At 71.0% G+C, this 18,908-nt stretch carries 17 protein-coding genes and 1 riboswitch; of the genes, 11 read left to right on the forward strand and 6 right to left on the reverse strand.

The annotated features are described in order from the left end of the window. Positions 1-52: 52 nt before the first annotated feature. The 3 genes from rsgA to ACY0PA_RS27600 form a co-directional block, all read right to left on the reverse strand. Complete coding sequence (rsgA, locus tag ACY0PA_RS27590; protein WP_473080286.1) at positions 53-1,063, reverse strand: ribosome small subunit-dependent GTPase A; 1,011 nt, start codon at positions 1,061-1,063, stop codon at positions 53-55. 16 nt (positions 1,064-1,079) lie between these two features. Beyond that, entirely contained in the window at positions 1,080-2,396 is a 1,317-nt protein-coding gene (aroA, locus tag ACY0PA_RS27595; RefSeq protein ID WP_473080287.1) for a 3-phosphoshikimate 1-carboxyvinyltransferase, read from the reverse strand. A gap of 66 nt (positions 2,397-2,462) precedes the next feature. Then, on the reverse strand, positions 2,463-3,185 hold the full coding sequence (locus ACY0PA_RS27600; RefSeq protein ID WP_473080288.1) for a M50 family metallopeptidase: 723 nt from the start codon (positions 3,183-3,185) through the stop codon (positions 2,463-2,465). 49 nt (positions 3,186-3,234) lie between these two features. On the opposite strand from ACY0PA_RS27600, the gene ACY0PA_RS27605 reads away from it, so the two are divergent. From ACY0PA_RS27605 to ACY0PA_RS27650, 10 genes are all read left to right on the forward strand, one after another. Beyond that, complete coding sequence (locus ACY0PA_RS27605; protein ID WP_473080289.1) at positions 3,235-4,089, forward strand: SOS response-associated peptidase; 855 nt, start codon at positions 3,235-3,237, stop codon at positions 4,087-4,089. Between the two features lie 106 nt (positions 4,090-4,195). Next, positions 4,196-4,792, forward strand: a complete 597-nt coding sequence (locus ACY0PA_RS27610; protein ID WP_473086451.1) for an alpha/beta hydrolase family protein — start codon at positions 4,196-4,198, stop codon at positions 4,790-4,792. A gap of 305 nt (positions 4,793-5,097) precedes the next feature. Continuing rightward, positions 5,098-5,763, forward strand: a complete 666-nt coding sequence (gene sigR, locus ACY0PA_RS27615) for an RNA polymerase sigma factor SigR (RefSeq protein WP_199841903.1) — start codon at positions 5,098-5,100, stop codon at positions 5,761-5,763. Next, complete coding sequence (gene rsrA, locus ACY0PA_RS27620; RefSeq protein WP_326774182.1) at positions 5,760-6,071, forward strand: mycothiol system anti-sigma-R factor; 312 nt, start codon at positions 5,760-5,762, stop codon at positions 6,069-6,071. The genes sigR and rsrA overlap by 4 nt, the downstream gene beginning before the upstream one ends. Positions 6,072-6,326: 255 nt before the next feature. Continuing rightward, complete coding sequence (locus tag ACY0PA_RS27625) at positions 6,327-7,652, forward strand: HD-GYP domain-containing protein (RefSeq protein WP_473080290.1); 1,326 nt, start codon at positions 6,327-6,329, stop codon at positions 7,650-7,652. Next, positions 7,571-8,929, forward strand: a complete 1,359-nt coding sequence (locus ACY0PA_RS27630) for an HD-GYP domain-containing protein (protein WP_473080291.1) — start codon at positions 7,571-7,573, stop codon at positions 8,927-8,929. The genes ACY0PA_RS27625 and ACY0PA_RS27630 overlap by 82 nt, the downstream gene beginning before the upstream one ends. 150 nt (positions 8,930-9,079) lie before the next feature. Continuing rightward, a complete protein-coding gene (locus tag ACY0PA_RS27635) occupies positions 9,080-10,060 on the forward strand; it encodes a tetratricopeptide repeat protein (protein WP_100596001.1) in 981 nt (326 codons plus the stop codon). 65 nt (positions 10,061-10,125) lie between these two features. Beyond that, a complete protein-coding gene (def, locus tag ACY0PA_RS27640; RefSeq protein ID WP_473080292.1) occupies positions 10,126-10,776 on the forward strand; it encodes a peptide deformylase in 651 nt (216 codons plus the stop codon). Between the two features lie 325 nt (positions 10,777-11,101). Continuing rightward, on the forward strand, positions 11,102-12,190 hold the full coding sequence (cyc1, locus tag ACY0PA_RS27645) for an epi-isozizaene synthase (protein WP_473080293.1): 1,089 nt from the start codon (positions 11,102-11,104) through the stop codon (positions 12,188-12,190). Beyond that, positions 12,187-13,575, forward strand: coding sequence for a bifunctional albaflavenone monooxygenase/terpene synthase (locus ACY0PA_RS27650; RefSeq protein WP_473080294.1), 1,389 nt, complete (start codon positions 12,187-12,189; stop codon positions 13,573-13,575). Before cyc1 ends, ACY0PA_RS27650 begins: the two co-directional genes overlap by 4 nt. A 169-nt stretch (positions 13,576-13,744) precedes the next feature. Here the strand turns inward: ACY0PA_RS27650 and ACY0PA_RS27655 are convergent, their stop codons facing one another. Then, the gene (locus tag ACY0PA_RS27655) at positions 13,745-14,728 is read right to left on the reverse strand and encodes a helix-turn-helix domain-containing protein (RefSeq protein WP_473080295.1); all 984 of its coding nucleotides are present in this window, start codon (positions 14,726-14,728) and stop codon (positions 13,745-13,747) included. Positions 14,729-14,821: 93 nt separating this feature from the next. Between ACY0PA_RS27655 and ACY0PA_RS27660 the strand changes: the two genes are divergently transcribed. Beyond that, positions 14,822-14,995: a hypothetical protein gene (locus ACY0PA_RS27660; RefSeq protein ID WP_473080296.1), complete on the forward strand. Its 174-nt coding sequence runs from the start codon at positions 14,822-14,824 to the stop codon at positions 14,993-14,995. A gap of 15 nt (positions 14,996-15,010) precedes the next feature. Here ACY0PA_RS27660 and ACY0PA_RS27665 read toward each other — a convergent pair whose 3' ends face one another. Together ACY0PA_RS27665 and ACY0PA_RS27670 are read right to left on the reverse strand one after the other, a co-directional pair. Next, positions 15,011-16,033 (reverse strand): ribonucleotide-diphosphate reductase subunit beta, encoded by a 1,023-nt coding sequence (locus ACY0PA_RS27665; protein ID WP_473080297.1) that lies wholly within the window; start codon positions 16,031-16,033, stop codon positions 15,011-15,013. Beyond that, positions 16,033-18,417 carry a ribonucleoside-diphosphate reductase subunit alpha gene (locus ACY0PA_RS27670; RefSeq protein WP_473080298.1) on the reverse strand — a complete coding sequence of 795 codons (2,385 nt, stop codon included), beginning with the start codon at positions 18,415-18,417 and terminating at the stop codon, positions 16,033-16,035. Before ACY0PA_RS27670 ends, ACY0PA_RS27665 begins: the two co-directional genes overlap by 1 nt. A 117-nt stretch (positions 18,418-18,534) precedes the next feature. Continuing rightward, a riboswitch (cobalamin riboswitch) is annotated at positions 18,535-18,652 on the reverse strand. Positions 18,653-18,908 lie beyond the last annotated feature (256 nt).

Genomic DNA, 18,908 nt, shown 5'->3' on the forward strand with positions numbered 1-18,908 from the left:
TTGGTGCGAGTATGCACTTACCGTCGAGGCGCGGTCGCAAACAACGCTGAGGTCAGTCGCCCTCGCGTCGCTCCCTCGTGGCGAGCAGCCTCCGCAGGGAGTACAGACGCGCGGGATCGGCATGTCCCTGAGTGACCCACTCGTCGAGCGCGCAGTCCGGCTCGTCGTGGCTGCACGCGCGCGGACAGTTCTCCGTGCCCGGCTCCAGGTCGGGGAAGGCGTGGATGACGCGCGACGGGTCGACGTAGTGCAGACCGAAGGAGCGCACGCCCGGGGTGTCGATCACCCAGCCGCTGTCGTCGGGCAGCGGCAGCGCGAGCGCGGACGTCGTGGTGTGCCGGCCGCGGCCCGTGACCGCGTTGACATGGCCCGTCGTACGCCGGCTGCCCTTCGGCACCAGCGCGTTCACCAGCGTCGTCTTGCCGACGCCGGAGTGACCGACGAACACCGTGATCTTGCCGTCGAGCTGCTCGCGCACCCGCGCGACCGCGGCCCCGCTCTCCAGCTCGTCCCGGCTGGTGACGACGTAGGGGACGCCCAACGCCCCGTACATCTCCAGGAGTTTGTCCGGCGGGTCGAGGTCCGACTTGGTCAGGACGAGGAGCGGGTCGAGGCCGCTGTCGTACGCGGCGACGAGGCAGCGGTCGATCATGCGGGGGCGCGGCTCGGGGTCCGCGAGGGCGGTGACTATGGCGAGCTGGTCCGCGTTGGCGACGACCACACGCTCGTACGGGTCGTCGTCGTCGGCCGTGCGGCGCAGGACGGAGGTGCGCTCCCCGATGCGGACGATTCGGGCGAGGGTGTCCTTCTTGCCGGACAGATCCCCGACGACGGAGACCTGGTCGCCGACGACGGCCGCCTTGCGGCCCAGCTCGCGGGCCTTCATCGCGGTGACCGGGATGTCGTCGATGAGGACGGTGAGGCGGCCCCGGTCCACGGTCAGGACCATGCCGTCGGCGGCGTCCTCGTGCTTGGGGCGGATGTTCGTGCGCGGGCGGTTGCCCTTGCGGTTGGGGCGGACGCGGATGTCGTCCTCGTCGGGGTTCTTGCCGTAACGGCGCATGATCTCGATCCGCCCGTCAGTTCCCCAGCATCCCGGCCCAGAGGTCGGGGAAGTCGGGCAGAGTCTTGGCGGTCGTCCCCACGTTCTCGATCTCCACGCCCGGCACGGCGAGGCCGATGATCGCGCCCGCGGTGGCCATGCGGTGGTCGTCGTACGTGTGGAAGATCCCGCCGTGCAGAGGGCGCGGCCGGATGTGCAGGCCGTCGGCGGTCTCGGTGACGTCGCCGCCGAGTTCGTTGATCTCCTTGGTGAGCGCGGCCAGGCGGTCCGTCTCGTGCAGGCGCAGGTGCGCCACGCCCCGGAGCGTGGAGGGGGAGTCGGCGAGGGCCGCGACGGCCGCGATGCCGGGCGTCAGCTCGCCGACCTCGCTCAGGTCCACGTCGATGCCGTGGATCGCGCCGGATCCGGTGAACTCAAGGCCCTGCCCGGTCAGTTCGCAGGAGCCGCCCATCAGCGTGAAGATCTCGCGCAGCCGGTCGCCGGGCTGCGTCGTGCGCTCCGGCCAGTCGGGGACGGTGACCTTGCCGCCGGTGACGAGGGCCGCGGCCAGGAACGGCTGGGCGTTCGACAGATCGGGCTCCACCGTCAGGTCGCGGCCGAGCAGGGCGCCCGAGGTGACGCGCCAGACGTTCGGCTCGCCGCCGGACTCCGGGGTGTCGACCTGGGCGCCGACTGTGCGCAGCATGTCGACGGTCATCCGGATGTGCGGCATCGAGGGCAGCGGGCCGCCGATGTGACGCACCTCGACCCCCTGGTTGAAGCGCGGCGCGGACAGCAGGAGGGCGCTGACGAACTGCGACGAGGAGGACGCGTCGATCTCGACCAGGCCGCCGTCGAGGGCGCCGGTGCCGTGCACGGTCATCGGCAGCGAGCCGCGGCTGTCGTCGTCGATCCGGGCGCCGAGCACGCGCAGCGCGTCGATCACGCCGTTCAGCGGCCGCTCGTACGAACGGGGGTCGCCGTCGAAGCGCACCGGTCCGTCGGCGAGCGCCGCGACCGGGGGCAGGAAGCGCATCACCGTACCGGCGTTGCCCACGTCGACCGTGGCCGGGCCGCGCAGCCCCGAAGGGATGACGCGCCAGGCCTCGCCGGAACCGTCCGGACCCACGCCCTCCTCGATGCCGACGCCCATGGCGCGCAGGGCGGCCGCCATCAGGAGCGTGTCGCGCGAGCGCAGCGGGCGGCGCAGCCAGCCGGGCTCGGCGGCGAGCGCGGCCAGGACGAGCGCGCGGTTGGTGACCGACTTCGACCCCGGCACATGGACCGTCGCGAAGACGGGGCCGCTCGCGTGGGGGGCGGGCCAGAGAGTGGTGTGCGCGGGGATTTCGGTCATGCCTTTACTTTAGTGGGCTCAGGCGATCGGGCCGGATCACGAGCCCCCGCCCCGCCGAGCAAGGGGTCACAGTCCGAGCAGCCAGCGGCCCCCGCCGAGCAGCGAGCACAGTGAGACGGCGTGGAAGAAGAACAGCCACATTCCCGCCGGCACGTGCGTGAGCCGCGACAGCTGGTCCGCGTCGGAGTCCCCGGCCCCGCCCCGCCTGCGCTTGCTCTGCAGCTCGAACGCGGGCCGCACGCCGCCCAGCAGCAGGAACCACACGACGACGTAGGCGAACGCGGCCTGCACCTGCGGTCCCGCCAGCCAGGACACGAGCACGAAGAGGCCGCCGGTCAGGATCACGGACAGCGCGCCGTACGCGTTCCTGATCATCACGAGCAGCGCCAGGAGCAGGGCCGTGGCCAGCCACAGGAGGGCCGTGATGTGGCCGGCGGCTAGCAGCGCCGCGCCGCCGAGGCCGAGGAGCGGGGGAGCGGTGTAGCCGGCGGCCGCGGTCAGGATCATGCCCAGGCCCGACGGCCTGCCACGGCTGACCGTGAGGCCGCTGGTGTCCGAGTGCAGCCTGATGCCGTCGAGACGGCGCCCGCTGAGCAGGGCCACGATGCCGTGCCCGCCCTCGTGGGCGATGGTGATCGCGTTGCGGGAGAGCCGCCATATGTTGTGCGGGACGATCACGGCGAGCGCGGCCGCCGCTGTGGCGAACACCACCCACTGATCGGGGTCGGACTGGCTGCCGAAGACCCGGTCCCACAGGTCGGCGGCGCCGCTACTCGCGGTGACGTACATGGCTGGAGCGGCTCCCTCTGGCGGGCCAGTATCTGGCACTGTGGCACGTATGTGCGGACGGTATGCATCGAGTCGTAGGCCCGAGGATCTCGCAGTCATCTTTGGCATCGAGATGGGGGTCCCCCCTGCTCGAGCGGAGTCGAGAGCTTGGGGGAGGGAGCCCGAGGAGACCCTCGCGCCCGACTTCAACGTGGCCCCGACCAAGGAGGTCTACGCGGTCCTCGACCGCCCTGTGAAGGACGCCGCCGACCGGAATCCGGTTCGCCAGCTGCGCACGCTCAAGTGGGGCCTCGTGCCGTCGTGGTCGAAGACCCCCGAGGGCGGCGCCCGGATGATCAACGCCCGCGCCGAGACGGTGTCCGAGAAGCCCTCGTACCGCCGCGCCTTCACGAGCCGCCGCTGCATCCTGCCCGCCGACGGCTACTACGAGTGGGTCACCGGCGTCGGCGAGCGCGACCTGGAGGTCGAGGGCAAGAAGAAGCGGCCGCGCAAGCAGCCCTACTTCGTCACGCCCGCCGACGGCTCCGTCTTCGCGATGGCGGGCCTGTACGAGTTCTGGCGCGACCGCACCCTGCCCGACGAGCACCCGCTCGCCTGGTGGGTGACCTGCACGGTCATCACCACCGAGGCGGAGACCGCGCCGCTCGCCGTCGCCCCCGAAGAGGGGCCCCACTCGCTCTGCGACATCCACCCCCGCATGCCGCTCATGCTCACGCCGGACCGCTGGGACGCCTGGCTCGACCCGGGGCGCACCGACGTCGACGATCTGAAGTCGCTGCTCGCGCCGCCGCCGGAGGGCCTGATGCGGGCCTACCCCGTCTCGACCTCGGTCAGCAACGTGCGCAACAACGGGCCGGAGCTGCTCAAGGAGCTGGAAGGGCCCGAGGAGGGCACACTCTTCTGACGTGACCAAGAACGTGACCAAGAACACGACCAAGAACACGACCACGAGCGCCGACGGGCGCGCCGCGAAGACCGAGACCGTCGAGACCGGGGCAGGTGAGGCCCGCATCACCTGGCACCCGGCCCCCGCGAAGAAGGCCCGCCTCGTCCTGGCCCTCAGCCATGGCGCCGGCGGCGGCATCGAGGCGCGTGACCTGAAGGCCGTCGCCGCCGAGCTGCCCGCACACGGAGTGACCGTCGCCCTCGTCGAGCAGCCGTGGCGGGTGGCCGGCAAGAAGGTGGCGCCCGCGCCGAAGACCCTGGACGTCGGCTGGCGCGGGGTGTGGCCCGCCCTGGAGAAGCCGGGGCTCCCGGTCGTCTCGGGCGGGCGCAGCGCGGGCGCGCGCGTGGCGTGCCGCACGGCGCGGGAACTCGGCGCGGCCGCCGTCCTCGCCCTGAGCTTCCCGCTCCACCCGCCGGGCCGCCCCGAGAAGTCCCGCGCCGACGAACTCCTCGGCGCCGGGGTCCCCGCCCTCGTCGTCCAGGGCGGCAACGACCCCTTCGGCAAGCCCGCCGAATTCCCCGGATCCACCGCGTACGAGCTCGTCGAAATCCCTTACGGGGATCACGGGTTCGCGGTGCCGAAGCGGGCGGACATCGGCCAGGACGAGGCCGTGGCACTCATCGTGGACGCCGTCGTGAAGTGGGCCGGATCACTCGCGTAACGCCCGGGAATGTTGCGGCCCGGGCGTCTGTTGTTGGGAACAGACAGTACGAGAGTGCTGTCGAAGACGTGCGAGAAGTCACGCGTTGTCACGAGTGCTTACGAGAGGAAGTCCGCCGCATGGGTTCGACCATCTGCCCGAGCCGCAGCAGCGCCGCTGACCTGGAGTGGAGCGTGCTGCACGCGGCGAAGACCGCCCCCATTCGGACGGCGGGCGGACCCGATCGCCAGGCCGCTGAGGCCGAGGGTCGTCTATTCTCCGATTCGAGTGGGGTCCCCTTCGGCCCCGCCACGTCGTTGGAGGAGGTGGGTCCGGTCACTGGCACCGACGCAGGGACCGAACACGGCCAGGCGGAAGAGCCCGAGGAGACCGCCGCGGAGCGCAGCCTGCGCTTCGAGCGCGACGCGCTCACGTTCCTCGACCAGATGTACTCGGCCGCGCTGCGCATGACGCGCAACCCGGCGGATGCCGAGGACCTGGTGCAGGAGACCTACGCGAAGGCGTACGCGTCGTTCCACCAGTTCCGCGAGGGCACGAACCTCAAGGCGTGGCTGTACCGCATCCTCACGAACACCTTCATCAACTCGTACCGCAAGAAGCAGCGCGAGCCCCAGCGCAGTGCCGCCGAGGAGATCGAGGACTGGCAGCTGGCGCGCGCCGAGTCGCACATGTCGACCGGCCTGCGTTCCGCCGAGTCGCAGGCGCTCGACCACCTGCCCGACTCGGACGTGAAGTCGGCGCTCCAGGCGATCCCCGAGGAGTTCCGCATCGCGGTCTATCTCGCCGACGTAGAGGGCTTTGCGTACAAGGAGATCGCGGACATCATGGGGACACCCATCGGGACGGTGATGTCCCGGCTCCACCGAGGCCGTCGCCAGCTGCGCGGAATGCTCGAGGACTACGCCCGCGACCGCGGACTGGTCCCGGCCGGCGCCGGGGAGTCGAACGAAGCGAAAGGCTCGGGCTCATGAGCTGCGGCGAGCACCACGAGACAGACTGCAGTGAAGTCCTCGACCATCTCTACGAGTTCCTCGATCACGAGATGCCGGACAGTGACTGCACGAAGTTCGAGACGCACTTCGAGGAGTGCTCTCCGTGCCTCGAGAAGTACGGCCTCGAGCAGGCCGTGAAGAAACTGGTCAAGCGGTGCTGCGGCCAGGACGACGTACCGAGCGACCTGCGGTCGAAGGTCATGGGCCGCATCGACCTCATCCGGTCGGGGCAGGCCGTGCCCGACCAGGACGTGACGGCGTCGGCCCCCAAGCTGCGGGAAGCCTGATCCGAACGAAAGACCCTGGGGCCGAGCGGTGATGAGCGGGGCGTGACGGCGATACGTCACGTCCCGCCGCCGTTTCCCGCCGTTCCCGGCCGGCTTCCCCGCTCCGCGTTCTCCGCCCCCGTCACCCGAATGTGCTAATCCGCCGTCGGGTGGCCCGGGGAATCCTCGCGATGCCGCCCGCGCGCCCTCCCCACCGCTCTATTCTCCGGAACCTGAAGCGGGATCACGGGGAGGGGGGTCGGTATGCGAGTCGGTATGCGCACGGTTCCGCCGGTGGCCCTCGGCTATGTCCTGTGCGCGGTCGGCGGCGCCCTCGCGTGCCTGGCCCCCGCCGCGGGCCCGGCCACGCCCTGGCCCGCCGTCGGACTCCTCGCCGTCCTCTACACAGGATGCGAACACGCGGGCCAGTGCCGCGTGATCGGGCGGCGCGTACCCAAGGGCATGGGCACCTTCTTCCCCGTCCTGCTCGCCGGAGCGTTCCTCCTGCCGCCGGCGGCGGCCGCCCTCGTCGCCGTGCCCGGCGCGCTCGTCGCGAGGACGGACCGGCGCCCGGCCGGCCTGCGCCGCGTCTGGCGCGCCGCCCAGCTCGCCCTCGCCACCTGGGCCGCCGCCCGCGTCCACGGAGCGCTCGGCGGCACCGCTGCGGTGTCCGCGCCCCACTTCCCGTACGCGCTCGTGCCCGCCGGAGCGGCGGTCCTCGTCTTCTGCGCCGTCCTCGCCCTGCTCGACGGCGGCATCCTCGCCACCGCCGAACGCGTCCCGCTGCGCGCCGCCTGGCGCGGCCTCTTCCCGAGCGCCCTCGGACCCGTCGCCGTGCACGGCCTCGCGGGCCTCATGATGGCCGTCCTGTGGCGCAGCCCGTTCGGCCCGTTCGCAGCGCTGCTCGTGCTGCTGCCGATGTACATCTCCTGCTGGGTGTTCGCCCAGTACCACCGCGAGCGCGCCGCCCACCAGGAGACGATCCGGGCCCTCGTGCAGGCCGTCGACATCAAGGACGGATACACGCGCGGCCACAGCGAGCGGGTCGGCCAGGCGTCCATGATGATCGCCCGCGAACTCGGCATGGCGGACGAGCGCGCCGAGGTCCTGCGGTTCGCCGGGATCCTGCACGACGTCGGCAAACTCGGCGTCCCCACCCGCCTGTTGCGCAAGGACGGCCCGCTGACCCCCGAGGAGCGGCGCATCATCGAGCTGCACCCCGAGTACGGGCACGAGATGGTGCGCGGCATCGGGTTCCTGGGGGAGGCGCGGGCGGCGATCCTGCATCACCACGAGCGGATGGACGGCAGCGGGTACCCCTACGGGCTCACGGGGGCGCAGATCCCGGAGTTCGCGCGGGTGGTGGCGGTGGCGGACGCGTTCGACGCGATGACGTCCACCCGGTCCTACTCGCGGGCGCGGCCCGTCGACGTCGCCCTCGCCGAGCTGTCCCGGTGCGCGGGCGCGCAGTTCGACCCACAGATGGTCGGGGCGCTGGTGCGGGCGCTCGGGCGGCACGGATGGAACCCCGCCGTGACCGCGGACGAGGCCGCCGGGCAGGTGCCAGGGCCCCGCGTCGCGCGGCGGGCGGCCTCGCGGTGACGTGGACGCGGTCCCCGGGTCCGGGGAGCGGCCGGGCGCGCACCACGATCGCGGCCGTCCAGGGCCTCGCCGTCGTGCTCACCGCCGTCTGTCTGGGCGCCACCCTCTGGAACGGGCTGAAGGAACCCGGGACGGCGCTCGCCTTCGGCGTGCTCATCGCCGTCGGCGAACTCGCGCGCTGGGGGGCACCCGGAAGGGACCGGGAGCCCGCACCACTAGGGGTCGCCGGCGCGCTCGCGTACGCACTCCTCGGCGAGACGGCGGGGCAGGCGACGCATCACGGAGCGCTCCAGGTCGTCGCCGTCTGCGTCGCGGCCGCGCTCGTCGGCTCCGTGCCGCATCTCGCGGCAGGGCGCGGGCCGTCCACCGACCACATGGCGCGGCGCGTCCTCACCGTCGCCTTCGCCGCCGTCTGCTTCCAACCCCTGTACAACGAGGGCAGGTTCGGCGCCTGGCTCGGCGACGGCGCGGCCTACGCGCTGCTGCTCGTCGGGCTGCTCGTCCTGACCGCGCTGTGCGACGCCGTCCTCGCCGCGGCCATGGCGCACGCCCGTACCGGCTGGCCGTTCGGCCCGCTGCTCAGGGACGAGCTGCGGGCCATGAGCGGCATCGGCTCCGCGGTGTGCGCCACCGGCGCCGTCATCGCCCTCGCCGTGGCCGTCGCCGGACTGTGGGCGCTGCCCGTCTTCTGCCTGCCCCTCCTCCTGACCCAGCTCGCCTTCCGCCGGTACGCCGCCGTGCGGACCACGTACCGGCAGACGATCGCCTCGCTGGCCCGCGCCACCGAGATCGCCGGCTACACGCCCCAGGGCCACGCCCTGCGCGTCGCGGCGCTCAGCCGCGCCGTGGGCCGTGAGCTGGGTCTCTCCGAGCCCGACCTCACCGTCCTGGAGTACGCGGCCCTCATGCACGACATCGGGCAGCTGTCCCTCGTCGACCCCGTGGCCGACGGCGCCACCGCCGCCCTGCCCGCCCAGGAGCAGCGCCGGATCGCGCTGCTCGGCGGGGCCGTCGTGCGCCAGACGGGCGTGGACGCCGAGGTCGCCGTCGTCGTCGAGCGCCAGGCCGACCCCTACCGCGAGCAGCCCCTCACCGCGCGCATCGTCCGCACCGCCAACGCATACGACGAGATGACCCGGGGAGAAGGCCCCCAGGGCCCCCTCACCGCCCTGGAGCGACTGCGTCTGGCCACGGGGCGCGACTACCAGCCCGATGTGGTGGAATCCCTGGCCAGGGTCGTGTCGAGGGGCGGGGTGACCCTGCCCCCGGCTGGGTAACCCATGGGTAATGAGCGGCTCTGCGGCCGTACGTGGTTGGATGCGAAGAAGAGGATGTCCGGGGGCTCAGGCCCCGGCCGTGCTCCTTGGGGGAAGGCCTCCCGAGGGCACCGTCCCCCGGACCGACAGGCGGGAATGCAGGCGGGAATCGTGAGGATCTTCGGCAAGGGACGGCACCGGCCCTCCGCCTCATGGCGGCAGGCCACCGATCGGGCGTTCACGCTCATCGGCGACGGCCGGTACGAGGACGCCGGGGCCCTGCTGACCCGGGCCGCCGACCTCGAGCCGTGGCTGTCCGAGTCCTGGTTCAACCTCGCGCTGCTGCACAAGTTCCGGCACGACTGGGAGCAGGCGCGGGCCGCGGGCCTGCGCGCGGTCGCCCTCCTGGACCGCGAGAGCGGCGCTCCCGACTGGTGGAACGTGGGCATCGCGGCCACCGCCCTGCAGGACTGGCCGCTCGCACGGCGGGCCTGGCAGGCGTACGGACTGAAGGTGCCGGGCGGCGCGACCGCCGCCGGTGAGCCGACCGGCATGGACCTGGGCAGCGCCGCCGTGCGGCTGTCGCCGGAGGGCGAGGCCGAGGTGGTCTGGGGGCGCAGGCTCGACCCCGCCCGCATGGAGGTCCTGTCCATCCCGCTGCCGTCCTCCGGGCGGCGCTGGGGCGAGGTCGTGCTGCACGACGGCGTGCCCCACGGGGAGCGGACGACGGCCGCCGGGCACTCGTACCCCGTCTTCGACGAGATCGAGCTGTGGGCTCCCTCGCCCGTCCCCACCTGGGTCGTTCTCCTGGAGGCGGCGACCGAGGCCGACCGGGACGCCCTGGAGCAGCTCGCCTCCGACGCCGGTTTCGCCGCCGAGGACTGGTCGTCCTCCGTGCGGCTGCTGTGCCGGATGTGCTCCGAGTCGCGGATGCCGTCCGACGAGGGCGACGGCGAGCACCTGGACCCGCACGACCACAGCGAGCCCGGACATCCGGGGCCGCTCGGCCACCGCACGGACGGCCAGCTGTGGGTGCCCGAGCGCGAGTGCGGTGTCGCGGCGCCCGCGGCGCTGGTGCGGGGGCTGCTCGACGGCTGGGTCGCGGACAGCCCGGACTCCAGGGACTGGCGGGACCTTGAAGAGGTCTGCTGAACGGTCCCCGTAGGCTGTACCCCGGAAAATTTGTCGTAGCAGGTACCGGAAGGCGTACGTCGGACATGGCGCAGCAGGACACCGAGCACGAGCACGCCGGAGTGCTCCCCGTGGACGACGAGGGCTTCGTCCTCGACACCGAGGACAACGCCGCCCGCGAGGAGGCCGCCGTCGCGCGCGGCACGTCGCGGCCGATCACCGTCGTCGGGAACCCCGTCCTGCACAGGGAGTGCAAGGACGTCACCGAGTTCGGCGACGAGCTCGCGCAGCTGGTCGACGACATGTTCGCCAGCCAGCGCACCGCGGAGGGCGTGGGCCTCGCCGCCAACCAGATCGGCGTCGACCTGAAGGTCTTCGTCTACGACTGCCCGGACGACGACGGGGCGCGCCACACCGGCGTGGTCTGCAACCCGGTGCTCCAGGAGCTGCCCGCGGACCAGCGACGCCTCGACGACTCGAACGAGGGCTGCCTGTCCGTGCCGACGGCGTACGCGCCGCTCGCGCGTCCCGACTACGCGGTGGTGACCGGGCAGGACGAGAAGGGCAACCCGATCAAGGTCCGCGGCACGGGCTACTTCGCGCGCTGCCTCCAGCACGAGACGGACCACCTGTACGGGTACCTGTACATCGACCGCCTCTCCAAGCGCGAGCGCAAGGACGCCATGAAGCAGATGGCCGAGGGCACCCCGCGCTACGAGGTCGTCTCCAACGACTGAGCGGGAAGGGCCTGTTGGGGCCTGAGCGCACCCGAGTGACACCCGAGCGGCGTCCGGCCAGGTTCTCAACTGGCCGGACGCCGCTCGCGTGTTCGGGGCCCGGACCACCCCTCCGGTCAGGTGTGCGAGCCGGACCGGCCGCAGATGATCCAGAATCAGTCACCTAAGGGGACTTTTCCGGCGCGTGGGGGTGGTGAGGGGAGCAAATCCGTTCCCAGAACGGTCAGTTGTAGTGCTGAATAGAAAGTGCGGGGATACGCAACGGCGCGCGCCCGGCACAGCACAGGGGCGCACACGCCATCAGGCGGCTGAGAGGGGTTTGTTCGTGCCTGCTTTCTCACACAGGACTTCACGGACTCGGGTGCAGACGCAGACAGCGGTCCCACCGGCGCTGGCGCTACCGGTGATCGAGGAGGCGTTTCCTCGTAACCTGCATCCGTATTGGCCGAAGCTTCAGGAGAAGACGCGGTCCTGGCTGCTCCAAAAGCGGCTCATGTCGCCCGACAAGGTGGAGAAATATGCCGATGGCCTTTGCTACACCGACCTCATGGCGGGCTACTACATAGGATCCCCCGACGACCTCCTCTCCGCGATTTGCGACTACAGCGCGTGGTTCTTCGTCTGGGACGACCGCCACGACCGCGACGTGATCCACGGCCGGGCCGGTGCCTGGCGACGCCTCGCCGTCCAGCTCCACGCGGCACTTGAGGCACCTCAGCTCCATCTGCACCACAAGGACCCTCTGGTTGCGGCGTTCGCCGACAGTGTGCTCCGGCTGAACGGCTCCCTCACCCGTTCATGGAACGCCCGGTTCGCCCGCCACTTCCACGTGGTGATCGACGCCTACGACCAGGAATTCCGGAACCGGACCTCGGGAACAGTGCCTTCGGTCGAGGAGTACATCGAACTCCGAAGGAATACCTTCGCGCACTGGATATGGCTCGATCTCCTCGAGCCGACCGCGCAGTACGAGCTCCCGCAATGGGTGCTCGAAAGCCCCGCATACCGGCGTGCCGCGATCGCGTGCCAGGATTTCGCCGCCTGGTACAACGACCTGTGCTCACTGCCCAAGGAACTCGCGGGCGATGAACTCCACAACCTCGGGATAAGCCTCATCCAGCACGAGGGGCTTTCCATCGAAGAGGCCGTGGAAGAAGTGCGCCGAAGGGTTCTCGGATGCATTTCCGAATTCTTGGTCGCGGAGCCCGAAGTTCTGCGGATGGCGAACGAAGCGGCCGACGGGACTTTAGCGGGCGAGAGCCTCGCCCGGGCACTCAGGTCGTGCGTCTCCAATATGCGGAACTGGTTCAGTTCCGTGTACTGGTTCCACCACGAGTCGGGCCGCTATCAGGTGGACAGCTGGGACGACCGCGCCACTCCTCCGTACATCAGCGACCAGGCAGGTGACGAATGACCGTCGAATCGGCAGAATCCTCCGTTCCGGCCGTGACGCAGCCCGGTGAGCAGACCGGTGAGCGGCGCACACCGCCGTACGCCGGCGGCGGCGCGCCCCTCCTCGGGCACGCCTGGAACCTCGTGCGCGACCCCCTCGCCTTCGTCGCCTCACTGCGCGGCCACGGCGACCTGGTCCGCCTCAGGCTCGGCCCGAAGACGGCGTACGCGGTCTGCGATCCCGACCTCGTGGCCGAGCTCCTCAAGAGCCCCGACTACGTGGTCGGCGGGCCCCTCTGGGACACGCTCGGAGTGCTCCTCGGCAAGGGCGTGGCGACCAGCAACGGTCCCATGCACCGGCGCCAGCGGCGCACCATCCAGCCCGCGTTCCGCACCGACCGGATCGCCGACTACGCGAGGGTGATGGAGGAGGAGGCGCGCGCCATGGCGGCGCGCTGGAACCCCGGCGACACGGTCGACATCGGCGCCGAGGTGTTCCGCACCGCGGTGCGGATCGTCGCCCGCTCCGTCCTGCACGTCGACTCGGTCGACGAGCGCGCCGACCGGCTCAGCTCCTCGCTGCACACGGTCTTCAGCGGCCTGTACCGGCGCATGGTCCTGTCCGTCGGACCCTTCTACCGGCTGCCACTTCCGGCCAATCGCCGATTCGAGCGGGCGTTGGCCGATTTGCATCGGCTGGTGGACGAGATCATTGCCGAGCGGCGCGCGTCCGGCGTCAATCCGGGTGACCTGCTCGCGGCATTGCTCGGGGCCGAGGACGAGAATGGAGAAACGGTCGGCGAGCAGGAGGTGCACGACCAAGTCGTCTCCCTCGTCGTGGCCGGCGCGGAGAATGTGGCGTCGACCCTCACGTGGACGTTCCAGCTCCTAGCGGAACACCCCGGGCAGGAAAGCCGGTTGCACGACGAGGTTGAATCCGTGACGGGTGGCCGTCCCGTTGCATTTGCCGACCTCAAAGGCCTAGTGCATACCCGCAATGTCATCACGGAGGCTATGCGCATACGGCCCGCCGTATGGATATTGACGCGGCAGGCCGCCGTCGATACCGAGCTCGGCGGCTATCACATTCCGGCCGGTGCGGACATCGTCTACAGCCCGTATGCGATGCAGCGCGATCCGCGGTCCTTCCCGGACCATCTGGAGTTCGACCCCGACCGCTGGCTCCCGGAACGTGCCGCGGAAAGCCGGCAGAGCGCGATGATGCCGTTCAGTGTCGGCAACCGGAAGTGCCCCGGCGATCACTTCAGCATGGCCGAACTGGCCATCATCCTGGCCACGGTGACGCCCCGCTGGCGGCTGGTTCCGGTCGCGGAGACGGACAGCACGGCCCGCATCGGGATCACGCTCCAGCCCAAGCGGGCGCTGCTGCGGGTCGAGCCGCGCTGACCCGGGAAACCCGGCTTTCCAGGGGCTGCTACCGGCCCCCGGAAAGCCGGGAGCGGTACGTCAACGGGCCGCTGATACCGGCGCGATGAGCAGATTCGTAGGAGTCGTCGTCATCGCCAGAGACGCCGGTGACGTGATGGCCGCGACGGCCCCGACTTCACCGGCCGGCTCACGCGGACCGACGGCTCGCCTGCGAAGCACCGACGGCGCGCACCCGGAACGTCCGCCGGAAGGCGTTGGGTGTCGTGCCCAGCGTCTTCATGAACTGATGCCGCATCGCCGCCGCGTTGCCGAAGCCCGTGCGACCGGCGATCGCCTCCACCGTCTCGTCCGTTGCCTCCAGCAACTCCTGTGCCATCAGCACGCGTTGGCGAAGGAGCCAGCGGTAGGGGGTCGTCCCGGTCTCCTGCTGGAAGCGGCGCGCGAAGGTGCGCGGCGACATATGGGCGCGCGCCGCGAGCTCCTCGACCGTGAGCGCCTCGTCCAGATGGGCCTCCATCCAGGCCAGTACGCCCCCCACGGTGTCGCAGGGAGTGACGGGGAGCGGCCGCTCCACGTACTGCGCCTGGCCGCCGTCGCGGTGCGGCGGGACCACCATGCGGCGGGCGACGGCGTTGGCGACCTCGGCGCCGTGCTCCGTGCGGACGATGTGCAGACAGGCGTCGATGCCGGCGGCGGTGCCCGCCGAGGTGATGACCGGCCCCTCGTCCACGTACAGGACGTCGGGGTCGACGCGGGTGCGCGGGTGGCGCACCGCCAGCTCGGCCGCGTACCGCCAGTGCACCGCGCAGCGCCGTCCGTCGAGCAGCCCGGCCGCGCCGAGGACGAAGACGCCCGAGCAGACGCTGAGGACGCGGGCGCCCCGGTCGACCGCCCGGCGCAGTGCGTCGAGCAGCTCGGGCGGATACGAGTCGGGCATGCTCGCGGCCGGCACGGCGATGAGATCGGCCTCTTCGAGCCGGTCGAGACCGTACGGGGTCGAGACGGTGAACCCGGCGTGCGTGGAGAGCGTCGGACCGGCGGCGGAGGCGACCGCGAAGTCGTAGACCGGCAGCCCCTCGTCACTCCTGTCGAGCCCGAACACCTCGCACACCACGCCGAGTTCGAACGGATGCACTCCGTCGAGCAGTACTGCGGCGACGTTTTTCAGCATGCCGCCAGTGTGCCGCACGGCTGGCAGTAATTCGAGGGTCTATGACAGTACTGCCACTGCCGGATGCGTCCGCCGAGGACGAGAGTGGAGGACATGAACACAGCAGCGAACTACCTCACCGTCCTGGCCGTCTTCGTCCTCATCGCCGCCCCGTCCCTCTACGGGTACCTGCACGACCGCCGCATCGACCGCGAACTACGTGCCGCCGCACGGCGGTTGGAGCAGGTTCCCGCGCCGCGCCGCGTCGAACTGACGCGGGCGGCGTGAGGGGCCGCGCGGGGATCAGAACTCGTCGTCGAACGACACCGAGCCCTCCACCGCGACCTGGTAGGCCGACGGCCTGCGCTCGAAGAAGTTCGTCAGTTCCTGGACGCCCTGGAGCTCCATGAAGGAGAAGGGGTTCTCCGAGCCGTAGACCGGCGCGAAGCCGAGGCGCTGGAGGCGCTGGTCGGCGACGCACTCCAGGTACTGGCGCATCGAGTCGGTGTTCATCCCGGGCAGGCCCTCACCGCACAGGTCGCGGGCGAACTGGAGCTCTGCCTCGACAGCCTCGCGCAGCATCGCGGTGACCTGCTCCTGCAGCCGGTCGTCGAACAGGTCCGGCTCCTCCTTGCGGACGGTGTCGACGACCTCGAACGCGAACGACATGTGCATCGTCTCGTCGCGGAACACCCAGTTCGTGCCGGTCGCGAGGCCGTGCAGCAGGCCGCGGCTGCGGAACCAGTACACGTAGGCGAACGCCCCGTAGAAGAACAGGCCCTCGATGCACGCCGCGAAGCAGATCAGGTTGAGGAGGAAGCGGCGGCGGTCCGCCTTCGTCTCCAGGCGGTCCATTTTTTCGACCGAGTCCATCCACTTGAAGCAGAACTCCGCCTTCTCACGGATGGACGGGATCTCCTCGACCGCGTCGAACGCGGCCGCGCGGTCCTCCGGGTCGGGCAGGTAGGTGTCCAGGAGGGTCAGGTAGAACTGGACGTGCACCGCTTCCTCGAAGAGCTGGCGCGACAGATACAGGCGCGCCTCGGGGGAGTTGATGTGCTTGTACAGCGTCAGGACCAGGTTGTTCGAGACGATCGAGTCACCCGTCGCGAAGAACGCGACCAGGCGGCCGATCATGTGCTGCTCGCCCGGCGACAGCTTCGCGAGGTCGGCGACATCGGAGTGGAGGTCGACCTCCTCCACGGTCCAGGTGTTCTTGATCGCGTCCCGGTAGCGCTCGTAGAAGTCCGGGTAGCGCATGGGTCGCAGGGTCAGCTCGAAGCCCGGGTCGAGGAGGTTCTTCCCGCTGTTGGTGGTGGAGCTCATTACTGGCACGCCTCGCAGGACTCGGGGTTTTCCAGGGAGCAGGCGACGGCCTCAGGGTCGGCGGCCTGCTGGACGGGGATGGGGGCGGCGGACGCCGCGCGGGCGATCCGCGTCGCCGGGCGCGAGCGCAGGTAGTACGTCGTCTTCAGACCCGACTTCCAGGCGTACGCGTACATCGACGAGAGCTTGCCGATGGTGGGCGTCTCCAGGAACAGGTTCAGGGACTGCGCCTGGTCGAGGAACGGCGTACGGGCCGCCGCCATGTCGATCAGACCGCGCTGCGGGATCTCCCATGCCGTGCGGTACAGCTCGCGCACCTCGGCCGGGATCCAGCCGAAGCCCTGCACGGAGCCGCTGGACTCGCGCAGCGCCTCGCGGGTCTGCGCGTCCCACACGCCGAGCCGCTTGAGCTCCTGGACCAGGTAGGAGTTGACCTGGAGGAACTCGCCGGAGAGCGTCTCGCGCTTGAACAGGTTGGAGACCTGCGGCTCGATGCACTCGTAGACACCCGCGATGGACGCGATCGTGGCGGTGGGCGCGATGGCGAGGAGCAGGGAGTTGCGCATCCCGGTGGCGGCGATGCGCTCGCGCAGCGCGGCCCAGCGCTCCGGCCAGGTCGGCTCGACGCCGTAGTGGTCCGGGTGCAGCACGCCGCGCGCAGTGCGGGTCTTCTCCCACGCGGGGAGCGGACCGCTCCGCTCGGCGAGGTCGGCGGACGCCTCGTACGCGGCGAGCATGATGCGCTCGGCGATCCGCGTGGACAGGGCCTTCGCCCCGGGGGAGTCGAAGGGCAGCTTCAGCTGGAAGAAGACGTCCTGGAGGCCCATCGCGCCGAGGCCCACCGGGCGCCACTTGGCGTTGGAGCGGCCGGCCTGCTCGCTCGGGTAGAAGTTGATGTCGACGACGCGGTCGAGGAACGTGACGGCGGTGCGGACGGTCGCGTCGAGGCGCTCCCAGTCGATGCCGCCGTCGCGCACGAAGGCGCCGAGGTTGACCGATCCCAGGTTGCAGACCGCGGTCTCGCCGTCGTCCGTGACCTCGAGGATCTCGGTGCACAGGTTCGAGGAGTGGACGACGTTGCCGCGCTCGGCCGTCTGGTTGGCGGTGCGGTTGGCGGCGTCCTTGAAGGTCAGCCAGCCGTTTCCGGTCTGCGCCAGGGTGCGCATCATGCGGCCGTACAGCTCGCGGGCCGGCATCGTCTTCTGCGCGAGCCCGGCGGCCTCCGCCGCGCGGTACGCGGTGTCGAACTCCTCGCCCCACAGGTCGACGAGGTCGGGTACGTCGGACGGCGAGAAGAGGGACCACGTGCCGTCGTCGGCGACGCGGCGCATGAACTCGTCCGGGATCCAGTGCGCGAGGTTGAGGTTGTGGGTGCGCCGGGCGTCCTCGCCCGTGTTGTCCCGCAGCTCCAGGAACTCCTCGATGTCGGAGTGCCACGTCTCCAGGTAGACGGCCGCGGCGCCCTTGCGCCGGCCGCCCTGGTTCACGGCCGCGACGGACGCGTCGAGGGTCTTCAGGAACGGCACGATGCCGTTGGAGTGCCCGTTCGTGCCGCGGATCAGCGAACCGCGCGAGCGGATGCGCGAGTACGAGAGGCCGATGCCGCCCGCGTGCTTCGACAGGCGCGCCACCTGGTGGTAGCGGTCGTAGATGGAGTCCAGCTCGTCGAGGGGCGAGTCGAGGAGGTAGCAGGACGACATCTGCGGGTGGCGGGTGCCGGAGTTGAAGAGCGTCGGTGACGACGGCAGGTAGTCGAGGCGGCTCATCAGGCGGTACAGGGAGGCGACTTCGTCGAGGGCGCGGACCGAGTCGTCCTCGGTGAGGCCGCACGCGACGCGCAGCATGAAGTGCTGCGGGGTCTCGACGACCTGCCGGGTGATCGGGTGGCGCAGCAGGTAACGGCTGTGCAGGGTGCGCAGTCCGAAGTAGCCGAAGCGGTCGTCGGCGCCCTCGGCGACGGAGGCGGTGACGAGCGCGTCGAGGCGTTCGGCGTGCAGCTGCACGAAGTCGGCCGTGCGGTCGGCGATCAGGCCCTCGCGGTGGCCCACCGCGACGGATTCGGAGAACGAGGTGACGCCCTGCGACGCGGCCTCCTCGGCGATGCTGATCGTCAGGAGCCTGGCGGCGAGCCGCGAGTACGCCGGGTCCTCGGAGATGAGGCCCGCGGCGGCCTCGGTGGCGAGGGAGCGCAGCTCGGCGGTGATGCCGGAGTCCGCCACGGCGGACCTGCCGCGCAGCGCGGCGGCGGCGACCTTGCCCGGCTCGGTGTCCGTCAGGTCGGCGGTCAGTTCGGTCAGGGTGCGCAGCAGCGCGGTTCCCGGGGCGTCGTGCTGTTCGGGGTTCCCTGCCAGCTCTGAGGCCGGTTCGGCGGGCGCGATGGTCACGTGGAGCTCTCCCTCGCTCGGCTCTGGGCCTGACGGGGAGGAGGGCACGGGGGCATGGCGGAGCCCGCGTCACCGGCCCACTCCACGAGACCCGGACGTTGTCATCCCGGGCCGGACGGCTCGGGCAGGCTGTCGACAGGTCCTCGGACTTCACGTATGCGTGCATACGTACACCGTTGCGGGACAGTTCCGGACTTGCACCGGATTCCCCTGCGGCGACAGCGAGCATGAGCATACATCTTGTGCCGGCCTCGGATGACAACCCCACATCTTGTGTCGGCTGGCGTTGCGGCCGAACTGGTGGCCTAGCACGGGGAGTCGCGGTGCGAGGGCGGGGAACGGCCTGTGCCGCCGTACTGCTGGTGGCACGGACAGGCCCCTGACGCCGTCCTCGGCCGCCGAGGCGGCGCGGCGGGTGGGGAAGGACCTCTACGAGGCTTCATGAACCCGCGGTACGGCAACGGGCCGCCGGAGGAATCCGGCGGCCCGTG

The sequence above is a fragment of the Streptomyces sp. DS1-CR2 genome, assembly GCF_055760475.1.